The organism is Streptomyces cyslabdanicus (assembly GCF_052663305.1).
The window spans coordinates 115,184-132,522 of record NZ_JBQRUW010000007.1 but is presented as its reverse complement, the minus strand read 5'-3'; the positions used below and the strand labels follow the sequence as shown (position 1 = coordinate 132,522).

The window sequence follows — 17,339 nt, the reverse complement described above, 5'->3', positions numbered from 1 at the left end:
CTACGCCTCCCGGCGGACCTCCACCACCCGGAAGCGGTTGGCGACGAACGCGCCGTCGGTGAGGGCCGCGTTGGCCGCCGGGTTGCCGCCGGAGCCGTGGAAGTCGGAGAACGCGGCGGTCTGGTTGACGTACACCCCGCCGGTGAGGTTCAGCGACAGCTGGGCCGCCTCCTCCAGGCACACCTCCTGCACCGCCTGCTCGACGTCCTCGTCGGTCGTGTACGCGCCCACCGTCATCGCGCCCTTGTCGCGGATGGTGCGGCGCAGCAGTTCCACCGCGTCGGCGGCCGAGTCGACGGCGACGGCGAAGGAGACGGGGCCGAAGCACTCGTTCATGTAGGCGGCCTCGGCGTCCGGCTTGGTGCCGTCCAGCTTCACGATCACCGGCGAGCGGACGACCGCGCCGGGGAAGTCCGGGTTGGTGATCTCGCGGGAGGCGAGGGCGACCTCGCCGAGGCCCGCGGCGGCCTCCAGGCGGGCCTTGACGTCCGGGTTGACGATCGCGCCGAGCAGCGCGTTGGCGCGCGCGTCGTCGCCGAGGAGGCCGTCCACCGCCTTGGCGAGGTCGGCGGTCACCTCGTCGAAGGACTTGGGGCCCTGGTCGGTGCGGATGCCGTCGCGGGGGATCAGCAGGTTCTGCGGGGTGGTGCACATCTGGCCGCTGTAGAGGGACAGCGAGAAGGCCAGGTTGGCGAGCATCCCCTGGTAGTTCCCGGTGGACTCCACGAGCACCGTGTTGACGCCGGCCTTCTCGGTGTAGACCTGGGCCTGGCGGGCGTTGGTCTCCAGCCAGTCGCCGAAGGACGTGGAGCCGGTGTAGTCGATGATCCTGATCTCGGGGCGGGTGGCGAGCGTCTTGGCGATGCCCTCGCCGGGCCGCTCGGCGGCCAGGGCGATCAGGTTCGGGTCGAAGCCGGCCTCGGCGAGCACCTCGCGGGCGGTCTTCACCGTGAGCGCGAGCGGCAGTACGGCGCGCGGGTGCGGCTTGACCAGGACCGCGTTGCCGGTGGCGAGGGAGGCGAACAGGCCCGGGAAGCCGTTCCAGGTCGGGAAGGTGTTGCAGCCGATGACCAGCGCGATCCCGCGCGGGACGGCGGTGAACCGCTTGGTGAGGGCGAGCGGGTCGCGCTTGCCCTGCGGCTTGGTCCACTCGGCGGTGTCGGGGGTGCGTACCTGCTCCACGTACGCGTACGCCACCGCCTCCATGCCGCGGTCCTGGGCGTGCGGGCCGCCCGCCTGGAACGCCATCATGAACGCCTGTCCTGAGGTGTGCATGACGGCGTGCGCGAACTCGTGCGTCCGGTCGCTGATCCGCTTGAGGATCTCCAGGCACACCATGGCGCGCGCCTCGGCGCCCGCGTCCCGCCACGCCCGCTGGCCGGCCTTCATGGCGGGCAGCAGCACGTCGACGTCCGCGTGCGGGTAGCTCACGCCCAGCTCGATGCCGTACGGCGAGGTCTCGCCGGCCACCCAGTCGTCCGTGCCGGGCTGGCCGAGGTCGAGGCGGGTGCCCAGGACGGCGTCGAAGGCGGCCTGGCCGGCGGCCGCGTCGAGGCTGCCGTCGTTCCCGTAGGCCTTGGGGTGCTCGGGGTGGGGCGACCAGTACGCGCGGGTGCGGATCGCCTCCAGCGCCTGGTCCAGGGTGGGCCGGTGCCTGGCGATCAGCTCGTGTGCGGTCAGTTCGGCGGCCATGCGGGACCAACTCCTCGTCTCAAGAGCTCCTCGTCGAGCCCGTGATCTGGCATCTCCATGGTCACGGCCATGGGCAGGAACAGGCGGTCAGGGTTAGAGTAACCGAACGATCGGTCGGGACAAGGGGTCCGCCGCGTCCGAGGACAGCGCGGTGCGGGAGGATCGCGCACATGACAGCGTCCGCCGCGTTCCACCGCCACGCCTACGCCACCGACAAGTGGGAGGGCACCTCATGACCACCGCCAGGCGCGACACGTACACCCCGGAGACGCTGCTGTCCGTGGCCGTGCGGGTCTTCAACGAGCGCGGCTACGACGGCACCTCCATGGAGCACCTGTCCAGGGCGGCGGGCATCTCCAAGTCGTCGATCTACCACCACGTCGCCGGCAAGGAGGAGCTGCTGCGCCGGGCGGTCAGCCGGGCCCTGGACGAGCTGTTCGGGATCCTCGGCGAGGAGCACGCGCGTACGGGAAGCGCCGCCGAGCGCCTGGAGTACGTGGTGCGGCGCATGGTCGAGGTGCTCATCACCGAGCTGCCCTATGTGACGCTGCTGCTGCGGGTGCGCGGCAACACCGAGACCGAGCGCTGGGCGCTGGAGCGCCGCCGCGACTTCGACCACCGGGTGGCCGAGCTGCTGAGGGCGGCGGCGGAGGAGGGGGACGTGCGCTCCGACGTGGAGGTGCGGCTGGCGACCCGGCTCGTCTTCGGGATGATCAACTCGATCGTGGAGTGGTACCGGCCCGACGGGCGCGGCATGGGGGAGCGCGAGGTGGCCGACGCGGTGACGCGGCTGGTGTTCTCGGGGCTGCGCAAGGACTGACCCCGCACGGGCTCATTCCTGCGGTTCCAGGTCCTCCTCCTCGAACACCAGCAGCGTGCGCGTGCTCAGCACCTCGGGGATGGCCTGGAGCCGGGTGAGGACCAGCTCCCGCAGCGCCCGGTTGTCCGGGGTGTGCACGAGCAGCAGGACGTCGAAGTCGCCGCCGACCAGCGCGATGTGGTGGGCGCCGGGCAGCTGCCTGAGGTGCTCGCGCACCGTGCGCCAGGTGTTCTGCACGATCTTCAGCGTGATGTACGCGGACGTGCCGTGTCCGGCGCGTTCGTGGTCGACGCGGGCGCCGAAGCCGCGGATGACACCGTCCTCGATGAGCCGGTTGATCCGTGCGTAGGCGTTGGCGCGCGAGACGTGGACCTGTTCGGCGACCGACCGTATCGAGGCGCGGCCGTCCGTCTGGAGCATGCGCAGGATGTCCTGGTCGACGGCGTCCAGCGGGCGCGGCGTTGGTACGGCGCCGGCACGGTTCTCGGCGTTCTCAGCGTTCTCAGCGTTCTTAGCGGTCTCGGCCATTTGTTCAGGTGCCATGTCCCCCCGCCTTTCCGTCGTGGACGTACTGCGTACATCTCAGGTTGTGGAGAACCGTTTGTCCACAGCCTGGGCCCGCCTGTAGCCAAAATGTGCCGGCGACCGAACAATCGGTAGGTGGGGCGCGTCACAGCCGACGCGCCCCTGTAGCCACTCCCACGAGGAGGTGCCGTCATGACGGTCATGGAGCAGCGGGGCGCGTACCGGCCATCGCCGCCGCCCGCCTGGCAGCCCCGTACCGACCCCGCGCCGCTGCTGCCCGACGCGGAGCCCTACCGCGTCCTGGGGACGGAGGCGGCCGCGAAGGCCGATCCGGAGCTGCTGCGGCGGCTGTACGCGCAGCTGGTCCTCGGCCGCCGGTACAACACGCAGGCCACCGCCCTGACCAAGCAGGGCCGCCTGGCGGTCTACCCCTCCAGCACCGGTCAGGAGGCCTGCGAGGTCGCCGCGGCGCTGGCCCTTCAGGAGCGCGACTGGCTCTTCCCCAGCTACCGCGACACGCTCGCCGTCGTGGCCCGCGGCGTGGACCCCGTCGAGGCCCTGACGCTGCTGCGCGGCGACTGGCACACCGGCTACGACCCCTACGAGCGCCGTGTGGCCCCGCTGTCCACGCCGCTCGCCACCCAGCTCCCGCACGCCGTCGGACTCGCCCACGCCGCCCGCCTCAAGGGCGACGACGTGGTCGCCCTGGCGATGATCGGCGACGGCGGCACCAGCGAGGGCGACTTCCACGAGGCGCTGAACTTCGCCGCCGTCTGGCAGGCCCCCGTCGTCTTCCTCGTGCAGAACAACGGCTTCGCGATCTCCGTCCCGCTCGCCAAGCAGACCGCGGCACCGTCCCTGGCCCACAAGGCCGTCGGGTACGGCATGCCGGGCCGCCTGGTCGACGGCAACGACGCCGCCGCCGTGCACGAGGTGCTCGCCGACGCCGTGCGGCACGCGCGCGCGGGCGGCGGGCCCACCCTGATCGAGGCGGTGACCTACCGCATCGACGCCCACACCAACGCCGACGACGCCACCCGCTACCGCGGCGACGCCGAGGTCGAGGCCTGGCGCGAGCACGACCCGATCCAGCTCCTCGAGCGGGAGCTGACCGGGCTCGGCCTGCTCGACGAGGACGGCGTCCGCGCCGCCCGTGAGGACGCCGAGGCGATGGCCGCGCGGCTGCGCGAGCGCATGAACCAGGACGCGCCGCTCGACCCCATGGACCTGTTCGCCCACGTGTACGCGGAGCCGACCCCGCAACTGCGAGAGCAGCGCGACCAGCTGGCCGCCGAGCTCCAGGCCGAGTCGGAGGAGGGTACGGCCCGATGACCACCGTCGCGCTCAAGCCGGCCACCATGGCCCAGGCCCTCACGCGCGCGCTGCGCGACGCGATGGCCGCCGACCCTTCCGTGCACGTCATGGGCGAGGACGTCGGCACCCTCGGTGGTGTCTTCCGCATCACCGACGGCCTCGCCAAGGAGTTCGGCGAGGACCGCTGCACGGACACCCCGCTGGCCGAGGCCGGCATCCTCGGCGCCGCCGTCGGCATGGCCATGTACGGGCTGCGCCCGGTGGTCGAGATGCAGTTCGACGCCTTCGCCTACCCGGCGTTCGAGCAGCTGGCCAGCCATGTCGCCAAGATGCGCAACCGCACCCGCGGCAAGATGCCCCTGCCGATCACCATCCGCATCCCCTACGGCGGCGGCATCGGCGGCGTGGAGCACCACAGCGACGCCTCCGAGGCGTACTACATGGCGACTCCTGGCCTCCATGTCGTCACGCCCGCGACCGTCGCCGACGCCTATGGGCTGCTGCGGGCCGCCATCGCCTCCGACGACCCGGTCGTCTTCCTGGAGCCCAAGCGGCTGTACTGGTCGAAGGACACCTGGAACCCGGACGAGCCGCAGGCCGTCGAGCCGATCGGCCGCGCGGTGGTGCGGCGCACCGGCAGGAGCGCCACGCTGATCACGTACGGCCCGTCCGTGCCCGTCTGCCTCGAAGCCGCCGAGGCGGCGCGGGCCGAGGGCTGGGAGCTGGAGGTCGTCGACCTGCGCTCGCTGGTGCCGTTCGACGACGAGACGGTGTGCGCGTCGGTGCGGCGCACCGGGCGCGCGGTCGTCGTGCACGAGTCGAGCGGGTTCGGCGGCCCGGGCGGGGAGATCGCCGCCCGGGTCACCGAGCGCTGCTTCCACCACCTGGAGGCGCCGGTGCTGCGCGTGGCCGGGTTCGACCTCCCCTACCCGCCGCCGATGCTGGAGCGGCACCACCTGCCCGGCGTCGACCGGATCCTGGACGCCGTGGCGCGTCTGCAGTGGGAGGCGGAGGGCTGATGGCACAGGTGCTGGAGTTCAGGCTGCCCGACCTCGGGGAGGGGCTCACCGAGGCGGAGGTCGTCCGCTGGCTGGTCGAGGTGGGCGACGTGGTCGCCGTCGACCAGCCGGTCGTCGAGGTCGAGACGGCCAAGGCGATGGTCGAGGTGCCCTGCCCCTACGCCGGGGTGGTCACCGCCCGCTTCGGCGAGGAGGGCGCGGAACTGCCCGTGGGAGCACCCCTGCTGACGGTGGCGGTCGGGGAGCAGGACGCCGGTGACGGCACAGGTGACGGCACCGAGGGCTCCGGCAACGTCCTGGTCGGCTACGGCACGGGGGCGCCCCCGGCCCGCCGCCGCAGGGTGCGCCCGGCACCGATGACGCGGGGCTCGCGCCCGGGTGCGAACGCCGCCAAGGTGTCTTCGGTGCCCGCGGCACCGGCCGCCAACGGGACGGCGCGTACGACGGGTGCCCTGGCGACCCCGGCGGCCCAGGCCGCCGCGGTGGTCGAGCGGCCCGCCGACGGTCCCGTCCCGGTGATCTCGCCGCTCGTGCGCCGCCTGGCGCGGGAGAACGGCGTGGACCTGCGGCAGCTGTCGGGCTCCGGGCCCGAGGGGCTGATCCTGCGCGCGGACGTCGAGGACGTGCTCAGGGCCGGCGCGGCAGCGGGCCCGAGCGCCGGCGCACCGGTTGCTCCCGCTTCCGTGGCCGGGCCGGCGCAGGGCTCCGGCTCCCGCGTTCCGCTCAAGGGGGTGCGCGGCGCCGTGGCCGACAAGCTGTCCCGCAGCCGCCGCGAGATCCCGGACGCGACCTGCTGGGTGGACGCCGACGCCACGGAGCTGATGCGCGCCCGGAAGGCAATGAACGGCGCCGGGGGTCAGAAGATCTCCCTGCTCGCGCTGCTGGCCCGGATCTGCACGGCCGCCCTCGCCCGCTACCCCGAGCTCAACTCGCGGGTCGACATGGAGGCCAGGGAGATCGTCCGGCTGGACGCCGTGCACCTCGGCTTCGCCGCGCAGACCGAACGCGGGCTCGTCGTCCCGGTCGTACGGGACGCGCACGCGCGGGACGCTGAGTCGCTGACCGCCGAGTTCGCCCGGCTGACCGAGGCGGCCCGCGCCGGCACCCTCACCCCGGCCGAACTCACCGGCGGGACCTTCACGTTGAACAACTACGGAGTGTTCGGCGTCGACGGCTCCACACCGATCATCAACCACCCCGAGGCCGCCATGCTCGGCGTCGGCCGCATCGTCCCCAAGCCGTGGGTGCACGAGGGCGAGCTGGCGGTGAGGCAGGTCGTCCAGCTCTCGCTCACCTTCGACCACCGGGTGTGCGACGGCGGCACGGCGGGCGGTTTCCTGCGGTATGTGGCCGACTGCGTGGAACAGCCGGCGGTGCTGCTGCGTACGCTGTGACGGCAGTGTCCCGCCCGCGTTCCCCTTGATCGCGGGCGGGACGCATACTCGGGGGGTGACCTCCTACGAGCCCCTCACCCACGACGCCGTCGTGCTCGCCGGAGGAGCCGCCCGGCGGCTCGGCGGCGCGGACAAGCCCGGTCTGCGCGTCGGCGGCCGCGCGCTGCTCGACCGCGTGCTCGCCGCCTGCGCCGACGCGCACACCACGGTGGTGGTCGCCGACCCCCGCCCCACCGCGCGGCCCGTGCGCTGGGCACGGGAGGAACCGGCCGGCGCCGGACCGGTCGCCGCGCTCGACGCCGGGCTGCGCCACACCACGGCGGACCACGTCGTCGTGCTCTCCGCCGACCTGCCGTTCCTCGAACAGGGCACAGTACGACGGCTGCTGACGGCCCTGGAGGCCGGCCGAGCCGACGGCGTGCTGCTCACCGACGCCGACGGCCGCGACCAGCCGCTCGTGGCCGCCTACCGCGTGCGGGCGCTGCGCCGCGCACTGGCCGCGCTCGCCCGCACCGCGGCCGACGACGGCTCTCCCCGGGCCGGCGCCCTCACCGGGCTGCCGCTGCGCCGGCTGACCGCCGCGCTCGACCTCACCCGCGTCTCCGACGACATCGCGTCCTTCGACTGCGACACCTGGGACGACATCGCCATCGCCAGAGCACGTATCAGGGAGCATGGGCACGTGTTGGATGAATGGATTTCCGCAGTCAAGGACGAGTTGGGCATCGAGCTGGACGTCGACACCCGCGCCCTGCTCGACCTCGCCCGCGACGCCGCCCACGGCGTGGCTCGGCCCGCGGCACCCCTGACCACCTTCCTCGTGGGGTACGCGGCCGCGCAGGGCAAGGGCGGCCCCGAAGCCGTCGCCGAGGCCGCCCGCAAGGCCGTCGCGCTCGCCCAGCGCTGGGCGGACGAGGCCACCGACGACACCGGCAGGCCCGACGTGGCGTCCGACGCCACGCCCGACAACCGCCCGGACGCCTGATGGCCGCCCGTGGCGCGCGGGTCGGCGAGGACGCCGAGGATCTCGACGTGGAGGAGGCGCTCGCCCTGGTGAACGAAGGCGGCGGCCGGCGCGCTCACGAGCCCGGCCGGGGTGCGGCGGGACGCGGTGGCACACCCGTGCCCGCTTCCGGCTCCTTCCCGGACCACGGGAACGCCGCGGCCGGTCACGGCACCCCGCACTCCGCGCACTCCCAGGAGGCCCGTCACCAGGCCATCACCTGGCCGCAGGCGCGCGAGGCGGCCGCCCGCGCGGCCCGCGCCGGCGGCCGCCGCGCCCCTGTCTCCGTGCCTCTCGACGCCGCCCTGGGGCTGGTCCTGGCCGCGCCTCTGACCGCTCTGTGCGACCTGCCCCCGTTCGACACCTCCGCCATGGACGGCTGGGCGGTCGCCGGCCCCGGCCCCTGGGACGTCCGCGCGGAGAGCGTCCTGGCCGGGCACGACGAGCCCGAACCGCTGACCGACGGCGAGGCGGTACGCGTCGCGACCGGCGCCCGCGTCCCGCAGGACACCACGGCGGTGCTGCGCAGCGAACACGGCCGCACCGACGCCAAGGGCCGGCTGCACGCCACCGAGGGGTCCGGGCACGGCAGGGACATCCGCCCGCGCGGGCAGGAGTGCCGCGGCGGGGACCAACTGCTGCCCGTCGGCACGCTGGTGACCCCGGTGGTGCTCGGTCTGGCAGCGGCCGCCGGGTACGACACCCTCACCGCGATCCCCCGCCCCCGCGTCGACGTCCTCGTGCTCGGCGACGAACTGCTCACCGAGGGCCTGCCGTGCGACGGACGGATCCGGGACGCGCTCGGCCCGATGCTGCCGCCCTGGCTGCGGGCGCTGGGCGCCGAGGTCACCGGCGTGCGCCGGATCGGCGACGACGCCAAGGCCCTGCACAAGGCCGTCACCGGGTCGCGGGCCGACGTGATCGTCACCACCGGGGGAACCGCCGCCGGACCGGTCGACCACGTCCACCCCACCCTGCGCCGCATCGGCGCCGAACTGCTGGTGGACGGCGTGCGGGTACGCCCCGGCCACCCCATGCTCCTGGCGCGCACCAAGGAGAACCAGCACCTCGTCGGCTTGCCCGGCAATCCGCTCGCGGCCGTCTCGGGTCTGCTGACGCTCGCCGAGCCGCTGCTGCGCACGCTCGCCGCGCGCCCGGCCCCGGAGCCGTACACGCTGCCGCTGACGGACGCGGTGCACGGGCACCCGGACGACACCCGGCTCGTGCCGGTGGTGCTGCGCGGCGACCGCGCCGTCCCTCTGCACTACAACGGCCCCGCCATGCTGCGCGGTGTCGCGGCGGCCGATGCCCTCGCTGTCGTACCACCGGGTGGTAACCGGCCGGGTCAGGAGGCCGAACTCCTCGACCTGCCCTGGGCCGCCGCCGGAATCGGGGTGTGTTTCACGTGAAACTTCCGGGCCATGATGCGATCGCCCGTCAGGCGGACGAACATCTCGTGACCCATCGGGTGAAGCTCCCACGAAAGGTGGTGGATCGCCCGATACGGCAGGTCGGCAAACGACTGTCCCTCGCGCTGCTGGTGCTGCTCGTGACCATCGTGATCGTCTACGTCGACCGCGACGGATACCTGGACAGCGCGAAAGAGGCCCCCATGGGCCTCATCTCCTCGGCGTACTACGCGACGGTGACTCTTTCCACCACCGGATACGGGGACATCACGCCCGTCAGCGACAGTGCCCGCCTCACCAACATTTTCGTCTTCACGCCGTTGCGTGTGCTGTTCCTGATCATCCTGGTCGGCACCACGCTCGAAGTCCTCACCGAACGCACCCGTGAGGAATGGCGTCAGAATCGCTGGAGGTCCACTTTGCGCGATCACACCATCGTCGTCGGATTCGGCACGAAGGGGAGGTCGGCGCTCCAGACCGTCTGCGCGGCAGGGCTGAAGAAGCAGCAGGTCGTCGTGGTCGACCCCAGCGCCAAGGCGATCGAGGCGGCCACGGCGGAGGGCTACGCGGGCGTGGTCGGGGACGCCACCCGCAGCGAGGTGCTCAAGCGGGCCGAGGTGCAGCGTGCGCGGCAGATCATCATCGCGACGCAGCGGGACGACACGGCCGTCCTGGTGACGCTGACGGCCCGGCAGCTCAACCGGGCGGCGAAGATCGTGGCGGCGGTGCGTGAGGTGGAGAACGCGCCCCTGCTCAAACAGTCCGGGGCCGACGCTGTGATCACCAGCGCGAGCGCCGCGGGACGGCTGCTCGGGCTGTCCGTGCTCAGCCCGGCCGCGAGCTTGATCCTGGAGGACCTCATCCACCAGGGCAGCGGCCTGGACATCGTCGAACGGCCCGTCATAAAGGCCGAGGTCGGCCGGGACCCGCGGGACATCGACGAGCTGGTCGTGAGCGTCCTGCGCGGACACCGGGTGCTGGGCTACGACGACCCGTCCGTACGGGAACTGGAGTTGACCGACCGTCTGATCACCATCGTCCGGACCACACCGATCACGAAGGTCACCCCGGACATACGCCCGCTCCCGCACGACTGAGGGCGGGCTGTGCGGCAGAAGCAGTAGCGTCGGGCCCATGTATGCGATCACGATTCCCGAACCCGGTGGGCCCGAGGCGTTGGTGTGGGACGAGGTACCGGATCCCGTACCCGGCGAGGGGGAGGTGCTGGTCGAGGTGGCGGCGAGCGCCGTCAACCGGGCCGACATCCTGCAACGGCAGGGCTTCTACAACCCGCCGCCCGGCGCCTCCCCGTACCCCGGCCTGGAGTGCTCCGGGCGGATCGCGGCGCTCGGCCCCGGGGTGTCCGGCTGGGCCGTCGGCGACGAGGTGTGCGCGCTGCTCGCGGGCGGCGGTTACGCCGAGAAGGTCGCCGTTCCGGCCGGTCAGCTGCTGCCCGTGCCCGACGGCGTCGACCTGCGGCAGGCCGCGGCGCTGCCGGAGGTGACCTGCACCGTCTGGTCCAACGTCTTCATGGTCGCCCAGCTGCGTCCCGGCGAGACGCTGCTCGTGCACGGCGGCTCCAGCGGCATCGGCACGATGGCGATCCAGCTCGCCCGGGCCGTGGGCGCGAAGGTCGCCGTGACCGCGGGCACCAAGGAGAAGCTCGAGCGCTGCGCCGAACTGGGCGCCGAGATCCTGATCAACTACCGGGAGCAGGACTTCGTCGAGGAGATCCGGCGGGCCACGGACGGGTCCGGCGCCGACGTGATCCTCGACAACATGGGGGCCAAGTACCTGGACCGCAACGTCCAGGCCCTCGCCGTCAACGGCCGGCTCGCGATCATCGGCATGCAGGGCGGGATCAAGGGCGAGCTGAACATCGGCACCCTGCTCGGCAAGCGGGCGGCGATCAGCGCGACCTCGCTGCGGGCCCGCCCGCTCGGCGAGAAGGCGGCCATCGTCGCCGCCGTCCGCGAACACGTCTGGCCGCTGTTCGCCGACGGGCACGTCCGGCCGGTGGTCGACCAGGAGCTCCCGATGAGCGACGCCGCGGCCGCCCACCGGATCGTGGAGGAGAGCGGCCACATCGGCAAGGTGCTCCTGGTGGCGCCCTGACCCCCACCGCCGTACGCGGAGCGCCGGAGCCACTGCCCGCCGCGGCGCTAGTGCCGCGACAGGCAACGTTTGCTCCCTCGCGACGCCCGGCACGCCCTCTCGCCGCACCGGCCGAAAGCCCGAGTACGTCCAGTACGAGGACTTCCGGCCGGCACACCGAGAGCACGCACCGGACGCCGCTCCTTGACGGGCAAACGTTGCCCGCCGCGGCACTAGCTCCGGCAGTCAGTGGCTCCGGCGCAACCGCAGGGCGATGAACGCCAGGCCGAGGCCGAGGCCGATCAGGACGAGTCCGCTGCCCAGGGACATGGACCGCAGCACGGTCCCGGTCCCGGTCTCGTTCTGCGCGACGGGCAGGGCGCCGGGGCTGTCCGGCGGCCCGGACGGCACGGGAGCGGCCTCCTGGTCCGACGGTGAGGTGCTCGTCGCCTCCGGGGTCGCGCTCGCGGTCCTGAAGTCCTCATCGCGGTCGTCGCGCCACCTCTCCCACCGGCGCGGCGGCCACGGCGGCCACCTCCTGTCACCGCGGCTCCCGGTCCGCGACGGGCCGGAGGCCGACGAGGACGAGACCGAGGAAGAGGAGGAAGAAGAGGAAGCGGAGGAGGAAAGGGTCGAGTCCCGGGGTGACGCCGGAGGCGGTGGCGCGGAGGACGGCGAGGGCCCGTGGAGCGGTGCGGGGTGGGAGCCGATGGCCATCCAGGGGGCGGCGATGCCCGCGGCGGCGGCGTCCGCGGCGTCCGCGGCGTCCGCGGAGGTGAGGTCGCGCGGCGCGTCGGCGGCCGAGGCGCCGGCCCGGGCAGCCGCGGACGCGAGATCGTGCGGCGTGGCGGAGGCCGAGGGCGTCCGCACAGCGCCGTACGCCGAGGCGGAGCCACCGAGCGGGACCGCCGTTCCCAGCGCGATCAGCAGTCCCGTCGCGCGCAGCCGAGCGCGCAGCCTTGGAGTCACGTCGGGGGTCCCCTCATGGTGCCCGGGCAGCGGATCAGATCATTTCTTCAACAACAGTCACATCACTGGACCAATCCGGCATTCCAGGATCGGCCGCCGGGTCGAACCGGCCGCACAATCCGGTTATGTCGATACGTCACGGACTGCTGGCGCTCCTGGCGGACGGCCCCTGCCCCGCCTCCCGGCTGCGTGCGGGGTTCGAGGCGCGCACGGGGGCGGCCTGGCCGCTGGACCTCGGCCAGGTCCGTGCCGCGCTCGGCCGCCTGGAGCACGACGGCCTGGTCACCCGGGAGGGCGTGGACGAGGCCGGCCGGGTGGTCTACGCCCTGGCGGAGGCGGGCCGCGTCGAGGTGCGGGCCTGGTACGCGCGGCCGGTGGAGCGGACGGGGCCGCCGCGCGACGAGCTGGCGATCAAGCTGGCGCTGGCGGTGGGGACGCCCGGCGTCGATGCGCGTGAGGTCGTCGACACGCAGCGCCGGCATGTGTCCGAGGCGCTGCACGACCACGTGCGCCGGCGGGCCCAGGTGCTGGCCGGCCCGCTCGGGACGCCGGTCGAGGTGGCCCGGCTGCTGGTCGTGGAGCAGCTGATCTGCCGTGCCGAGGCGGAGGCCCGCTGGCTGGACCACTGCGAGGCCCGGCTGCTCCGTCTGGACCTCCACCGGGCCGGGGAGGCGGGGGAATGACCCGATGACGAGGCGAACCGTTCGTGTGTGGGGGGCGCCACGGAAGTGGCATGTACGGGTGCGAGACAATGGGGGGCATGGAGATGCCGAGGAACGAACGGTCGCCGGAGAATCCGCAGATCCTGGTCGTGGGCCAGGACGGTATGGCGCTCGGCGGAGGCGGCGACGACGACTCCCGTGAGACCCCGGTGACGGAGCAGGTGGAGCAGCCCGCGAAGGTCATGCGGATCGGCAGCATGATCAAGCAGCTTCTCGAAGAGGTGCGTGCGGCTCCCCTGGACGAGGCCAGCCGGGTCCGGCTGAAGGAGATCCACGCGAGCTCGGTCAAGGAGCTGGAGGACGGCCTGGCGCCGGAACTCGTCGAGGAGCTGGAGCGGCTCTCCCTGCCGTTCACCGACGAGGGAACCCCCAGCGACGCCGAACTGCGGATCGCGCAGGCGCAGTTGGTGGGCTGGCTGGAGGGTCTCTTCCACGGGATCCAGACGACCCTGTTCGCCCAGCAGATGGCCGCCCGCGCCCAGCTGGAGCAGATGCGCCGTGCCCTCCCGCCGGGCATCGGGCACGACGGCGGCGACGACCCCCACACGGGCGGCCGCTCGGGCGGACCGTATCTGTAGGCCGTACGTGTGGCCGTACCTGTAGGCGGATATGACAAGGCCCCGGCAGCCACACTGCCGGGGCCCTCGACATTTTTCGGTCCGACGACTCCGGTCCGGACGACTCCGGCCGGGACGGCTCCGGCCGGGACGGCTCCGTCAGGACGCGGGGTTGCCGGTCGAGACGTCGAGCTGGATCACCGGCATGTCGTTCGGGTCGACGTCCGTGTCGGCCGCCGGGAACTGCTTGAGGACCGTGTCCTGGCCGTACGTGTTCTCGTCGACGTAGTTCTTCTTCAGCTTCCAGCCCGCGGCCTGGAAGCACGCCTTGACCGACCCGAGGTTCTTGTACCGGAAGTCCGGCAGCCTGACCTTGTTTTCGTCGTTGTACGACTCCCGCGGCTCCTTGCACTCGTCGGCGTCGATCGTCCTCGAGGGGTCCGGCCCGCGGTGGCCCTCGACCGCCGAGGTGGCCGCGCTCGCGCTGCCGTCCCCGCCCTTGGCCTCGTCTCCGCCGCCGCTGTTCAGGCCCAGCGCGACGAGCAGGCCGACCACCGCGAGCGCGGCGACGACGATCGACCCGATGACCACGGGCCTGGTGCTCCTGCCGCCGCCCGGCGGGGGCGTGTGCTGGGGCTGGATGACGTACGGCGGCGGGGTCGGCGCCTGCTGCTGCGCGTAGGGCGACGCGACGGGCGTCTGGTAGCCGGGCTGCTGCGGGTAGCCGTAGCCCGCGGGCGTGGGGGCGCCGGTGCTGTAGGGGTTGGGCGTCGGAGTCGGCTGGTACGGCATCTGCACATGGCCCTGGGGCATCGGGGACGCCTGGTCGACGGGCGGGAAGACGGCCGAGCCGACGCCCGCGCCGCTCGAGGTCTGGGCGCCGGGGACGATGCTCGGCGCGGCCGCCTGGAACGAGGCCGCCACGCGCAGGCACTCGTCGCGCATGGACTCGGAGCTGGGGAAACGCTCGTTGGGGTTCTTCTTCAGCGCGCGGGCGACCAGCGCGTCCACCGCCGGGGGGAGCGAGCGGTTGATCGAGGAGGGCGCCACCGGCTCCTCCTGCACATGCGCGTACGCGATGGCCAGGGGCGAGTCCGCCTCGAACGGCAGCCGCCCGGTGACCAGTTGGAACAGCATGATGCCGACCGAGTACAGGTCGGACCGCGCGTCGACGCCCCGGCCGAGCGCCTGCTCCGGCGAGAGGTACTGCGGGGTGCCGACGACCATGCCGGTCTGCGTCATCGACGTCACGCCGGACTGCATGGCGCGGGCGATGCCGAAGTCCATGACCTTGACCACGCCGCGCTTGGTCATCATCACGTTGCCCGGCTTGATGTCGCGGTGGACCAGGCCCATCTCGTGGCTGATCTCCAGCGCGGCGAGCACGTCCGCGGTGATCTTCAGGGCCTTGTCGGCGGGCATCGCGCCGTACTGCCGGATGTCCTCGTCCAGCACCGAGCCGAGGGGGCGGCCCTCGATGTACTCCATGACGATGTACGGCGTCGTCATGCCGTCCACATCGTCCTCGCCGGTGTCGAAGACCGAGACGATGTTGGTGTGCGTGAGCTTCGCCACTGCCTGGGCCTCGCGGCGGAACCGCTCGCGGAAGGCCTGTTCACGGCCGAGTTCGGTGTGGAGTGTCTTGATCGCGACCTGGCGGTCGAGTACGGAGTCGTAGGCGAGGTGTACCGAGGCCATGCCGCCTTCGCCGAGCAGGTCGCGCAGCTGGTACCGGCCGCCGGCCAGTGCCCGTCCCGCGTACTGGCCGTGTGCGGCGTCCTGGCTCATGTCTCCGCGTCCCCCACTAGGCCGTCCGGCGCCCTCGTTGATCGAATGAGTCATTCCCGGCCAAGTCTGCCCCAGGGCCCTGACACGTCAAGCTCGGTGCCCGTTCCGTGACCGTACGCGAAAGAAGCGTCGCGGAAGCGTTACAGCAGGCACACGGCCGGTGCGTGGAATTTGCGCCGCGGCCCCCGCACGGGGTTTCATGGCCGGTCCGTCTCGGGTCCGGTCCCGACGGTGCTCGCCGCGAGGATCCTGGACCGGCGGCCCCCGCGGAGCCTGTAGCGTGGCCGACGGAGACCGTGACAACACCGCGCGCACCGCGGGCAGAAACGACGGCGAGGACTGATGGCACAGCAGCATCGCGCCCAGGGCCCGTCCGACCCCGAGGCGACGGGCGGCGGTATGTCAGACGCGCCGGAGATGTGGGGCAACAACGGACTGGTCGGTGACGGCCGGTACCGGTTGACGCACAGACTCGGCCGGGGCGGTATGGCCGAGGTGTTCGCGGCCGAGGACGTGCGTCTCGGCCGGACCGTGGCCGTCAAGCTGCTCCGCGCCGATCTGGCCGAGGACCCCGTGTCCAAGGCGCGGTTCACGCGTGAGGCCCAGTCGGTGGCCGGACTCAACCACCACGCGATCGTCGCCGTGTACGACTCCGGCGAGGACCAGGCGGGCGGCCAGGCCGTGCCGTACATCGTGATGGAGCTGGTCGAGGGCCGCACCATCCGCGATCTGCTGCTCAACGCCGAGGCGCCCGGCCCGGAGCAGGCGCTGATCATCGTCTCGGGTGTCCTGGAGGCGCTGGCCTACTCGCACCAGCACGGCATCGTGCACCGCGACATCAAGCCGGCCAACGTCATCATCACCGACAACGGCGCCGTGAAGGTGATGGACTTCGGCATCGCCCGCGCCCTGCACGGCGCGCAGTCGACGATGACGCAGACCGGCATGGTCATGGGCACCCCGCAGTACCTCTCCCCGGAACAGGCCCTCGGCAAGGCCGTCGACTACCGCTCCGACCTGTACGCGACCGGCTGCCTGCTGTACGAACTCCTCGCGCTGCGGCCCCCGTTCACCGGCGAGACCCCGCTGTCGGTGGTCTACCAGCACGTCCAGGACATGCCGGTGCCGCCGTCCCAGGTCACCGACGGGGTCTGCCCGCCGGAGCTCGACGGCCTGGTCATGCGCTCGCTGGCCAAGGAGCCCGACGACCGTTTCCAGACGGCCGAGGAGATGCGCGGGCTGGTCCAGTACGGCTTGCAGATGCTGTACGACCAGGGCGGCCACACCGGCACCTGGAACACCGGCCCGGTCGACGCGCACGACGGCCGGCACACCCCGGCGGCGGGCTTCGCGGGCACGACCGCGATGCCGCACCCGGCCGACCTCGGCTCCGGCACCACGCAGATCCCCCAGCCGATCCTGCCCGCCGGGTACGGCAACCCCGACGACGGCGGCTTCGAGGGACACGGCAACAAGGGCAGCGGCCGCGGCAAGCTGTGGATCCTGGCCGTCCTCGCGGTGATCGCCATCGCCGCGGGCGTCGCGCTGGCGGTGCAGAACACCGGCGGCGACAAGGGCGGCACCCTCGACCCCACCGAATCGCCGTCGATCACGCAGTCCACCAAGGACGAGCAGCCCAGCAGCACCCCGAGCGACCCGTCGGACGAGCAGCCGTCGGACACGTCGACGGACCGGGGCTACAGTTCGGGCGGAGGCGGCGGCTGGCGGAACACGCCGTCGTACCAGCCGTCGTGGACCCCGTCCGAGCCGTCCGACGAACAGCCCTCCGACCAGCAGCCCGACCCGCAGCCCACCAGCGAGCAGGCTGATCCCCCGGCCGCGTCGCCGCCCCCGGACACCAGCGGCGGTTCGGGCGACGGCACGGGGGACGGCGGCGGTGGCGGCGACGCCACCGGTACCGCCGCGGGGGCGGCGGGGAACCCCGGCGGAGGCCCTTGAGCCCTGCCGCGGACCGACCATCCTTCACGCGCGCGTGAGGCCGTACGGGCCTCACGCGCGCGTGGTGCTTCTCC

General features: G+C 72.8%; 15 protein-coding genes. 11 read left to right on the top strand and 4 right to left on the bottom strand.

The annotated features are described in order from the left end of the window. Complete coding sequence (gene paaN / locus ACTYVM_RS04920) at positions 1-1,692, bottom strand: phenylacetic acid degradation protein PaaN (protein WP_445524719.1); 1,692 nt, start codon at positions 1,690-1,692, stop codon at positions 1-3. 232 nt (positions 1,693-1,924) lie between these two features. On the opposite strand from paaN, the gene ACTYVM_RS04915 reads away from it, so the two are divergent. After that, positions 1,925-2,512, top strand: coding sequence for a TetR/AcrR family transcriptional regulator (locus tag ACTYVM_RS04915; RefSeq protein ID WP_445524718.1), 588 nt, complete (start codon positions 1,925-1,927; stop codon positions 2,510-2,512). A gap of 12 nt (positions 2,513-2,524) precedes the next feature. Here ACTYVM_RS04915 and ACTYVM_RS04910 read toward each other — a convergent pair whose 3' ends face one another. After that, positions 2,525-3,040 (bottom strand): Lrp/AsnC family transcriptional regulator, encoded by a 516-nt coding sequence (locus ACTYVM_RS04910; RefSeq protein ID WP_445524887.1) that lies wholly within the window; start codon positions 3,038-3,040, stop codon positions 2,525-2,527. A gap of 189 nt (positions 3,041-3,229) precedes the next feature. Here ACTYVM_RS04910 and pdhA point away from each other — a divergent pair, with 189 nt between their 5' ends. Genes pdhA through ACTYVM_RS04875 form a run of 7 tightly spaced genes read left to right on the top strand, consistent with a single transcriptional unit; the run spans position 3,230 to position 11,291 of the window. Then, complete coding sequence (gene pdhA, locus ACTYVM_RS04905) at positions 3,230-4,369, top strand: pyruvate dehydrogenase (acetyl-transferring) E1 component subunit alpha (protein WP_445524717.1); 1,140 nt, start codon at positions 3,230-3,232, stop codon at positions 4,367-4,369. Then, positions 4,366-5,370: an alpha-ketoacid dehydrogenase subunit beta gene (locus ACTYVM_RS04900; RefSeq protein ID WP_445524716.1), complete on the top strand. Its 1,005-nt coding sequence runs from the start codon at positions 4,366-4,368 to the stop codon at positions 5,368-5,370. Before pdhA ends, ACTYVM_RS04900 begins: the two co-directional genes overlap by 4 nt. Beyond that, positions 5,370-6,764 carry a dihydrolipoamide acetyltransferase family protein gene (locus ACTYVM_RS04895; protein ID WP_445524715.1) on the top strand — a complete coding sequence of 465 codons (1,395 nt, stop codon included), beginning with the start codon at positions 5,370-5,372 and terminating at the stop codon, positions 6,762-6,764. The genes ACTYVM_RS04900 and ACTYVM_RS04895 overlap by 1 nt, the downstream gene beginning before the upstream one ends. Positions 6,765-6,819: 55 nt before the next feature. Further along, positions 6,820-7,749, top strand: a complete 930-nt coding sequence (locus tag ACTYVM_RS04890; RefSeq protein WP_445524714.1) for an NTP transferase domain-containing protein — start codon at positions 6,820-6,822, stop codon at positions 7,747-7,749. Then, complete coding sequence (locus tag ACTYVM_RS04885; protein WP_445524713.1) at positions 7,749-9,176, top strand: molybdopterin molybdotransferase MoeA; 1,428 nt, start codon at positions 7,749-7,751, stop codon at positions 9,174-9,176. Before ACTYVM_RS04890 ends, ACTYVM_RS04885 begins: the two co-directional genes overlap by 1 nt. Then, the gene (locus tag ACTYVM_RS04880) at positions 9,173-10,273 is read left to right on the top strand and encodes a potassium channel family protein (protein ID WP_445524712.1); all 1,101 of its coding nucleotides are present in this window, start codon (positions 9,173-9,175) and stop codon (positions 10,271-10,273) included. Before ACTYVM_RS04885 ends, ACTYVM_RS04880 begins: the two co-directional genes overlap by 4 nt. 37 nt (positions 10,274-10,310) lie before the next feature. Then, positions 10,311-11,291 carry an NAD(P)H-quinone oxidoreductase gene (locus tag ACTYVM_RS04875; protein ID WP_445524711.1) on the top strand — a complete coding sequence of 327 codons (981 nt, stop codon included), beginning with the start codon at positions 10,311-10,313 and terminating at the stop codon, positions 11,289-11,291. A 225-nt stretch (positions 11,292-11,516) separates the two neighbouring features. Here the strand turns inward: ACTYVM_RS04875 and ACTYVM_RS04870 are convergent, their stop codons facing one another. After that, positions 11,517-12,239, bottom strand: coding sequence for a hypothetical protein (locus tag ACTYVM_RS04870; protein ID WP_445524710.1), 723 nt, complete (start codon positions 12,237-12,239; stop codon positions 11,517-11,519). Positions 12,240-12,364: 125 nt separating this feature from the next. Between ACTYVM_RS04870 and ACTYVM_RS04865 the strand changes: the two genes are divergently transcribed. After that, positions 12,365-12,922, top strand: a complete 558-nt coding sequence (locus ACTYVM_RS04865) for a PadR family transcriptional regulator (protein ID WP_445524709.1) — start codon at positions 12,365-12,367, stop codon at positions 12,920-12,922. 77 nt (positions 12,923-12,999) lie between these two features. After that, complete coding sequence (locus ACTYVM_RS04860; RefSeq protein ID WP_400030359.1) at positions 13,000-13,539, top strand: bacterial proteasome activator family protein; 540 nt, start codon at positions 13,000-13,002, stop codon at positions 13,537-13,539. A 138-nt stretch (positions 13,540-13,677) separates the two neighbouring features. Here the strand turns inward: ACTYVM_RS04860 and ACTYVM_RS04855 are convergent, their stop codons facing one another. Beyond that, the gene (locus ACTYVM_RS04855) at positions 13,678-15,306 is read right to left on the bottom strand and encodes a protein kinase domain-containing protein (RefSeq protein ID WP_445524708.1); all 1,629 of its coding nucleotides are present in this window, start codon (positions 15,304-15,306) and stop codon (positions 13,678-13,680) included. A 342-nt stretch (positions 15,307-15,648) separates the two neighbouring features. Here ACTYVM_RS04855 and ACTYVM_RS04850 point away from each other — a divergent pair, with 342 nt between their 5' ends. After that, complete coding sequence (locus ACTYVM_RS04850; protein WP_445524707.1) at positions 15,649-17,265, top strand: protein kinase domain-containing protein; 1,617 nt, start codon at positions 15,649-15,651, stop codon at positions 17,263-17,265. Positions 17,266-17,339: the final 74 nt, after the last annotated feature.

What these genes read in the sequence shown, in the direction of transcription:
- ACTYVM_RS04900 (WP_445524716.1), top strand. Translation starts at nt 4,366, where the DNA reads ATGACCACCGTCGCGCTCAAGCCGGCCACCATGGCCCAGGCCCTCACG.
- ACTYVM_RS04915 (WP_445524718.1), top strand. Translation starts at nt 1,925, where the DNA reads ATGACCACCGCCAGGCGCGACACGTACACCCCGGAGACGCTGCTGTCC.
- ACTYVM_RS04850 (WP_445524707.1), top strand. Translation starts at nt 15,649, where the DNA reads ATGGCACAGCAGCATCGCGCCCAGGGCCCGTCCGACCCCGAGGCGACG.
- ACTYVM_RS04875 (WP_445524711.1), top strand. Translation starts at nt 10,311, where the DNA reads ATGTATGCGATCACGATTCCCGAACCCGGTGGGCCCGAGGCGTTGGTG.
- pdhA (WP_445524717.1), top strand. Translation starts at nt 3,230, where the DNA reads ATGACGGTCATGGAGCAGCGGGGCGCGTACCGGCCATCGCCGCCGCCC.
- ACTYVM_RS04855 (WP_445524708.1), bottom strand. Translation starts at nt 15,306, where the DNA reads ATGAGCCAGGACGCCGCACACGGCCAGTACGCGGGACGGGCACTGGCC.
- paaN (WP_445524719.1), bottom strand. Translation starts at nt 1,692, where the DNA reads ATGGCCGCCGAACTGACCGCACACGAGCTGATCGCCAGGCACCGGCCC.
- ACTYVM_RS04865 (WP_445524709.1), top strand. Translation starts at nt 12,365, where the DNA reads ATGTCGATACGTCACGGACTGCTGGCGCTCCTGGCGGACGGCCCCTGC.
- ACTYVM_RS04885 (WP_445524713.1), top strand. Translation starts at nt 7,749, where the DNA reads ATGGCCGCCCGTGGCGCGCGGGTCGGCGAGGACGCCGAGGATCTCGAC.
- ACTYVM_RS04895 (WP_445524715.1), top strand. Translation starts at nt 5,370, where the DNA reads ATGGCACAGGTGCTGGAGTTCAGGCTGCCCGACCTCGGGGAGGGGCTC.
- ACTYVM_RS04860 (WP_400030359.1), top strand. Translation starts at nt 13,000, where the DNA reads ATGGAGATGCCGAGGAACGAACGGTCGCCGGAGAATCCGCAGATCCTG.
- ACTYVM_RS04910 (WP_445524887.1), bottom strand. Translation starts at nt 3,040, where the DNA reads ATGGCCGAGACCGCTAAGAACGCTGAGAACGCTGAGAACGCCGAGAAC.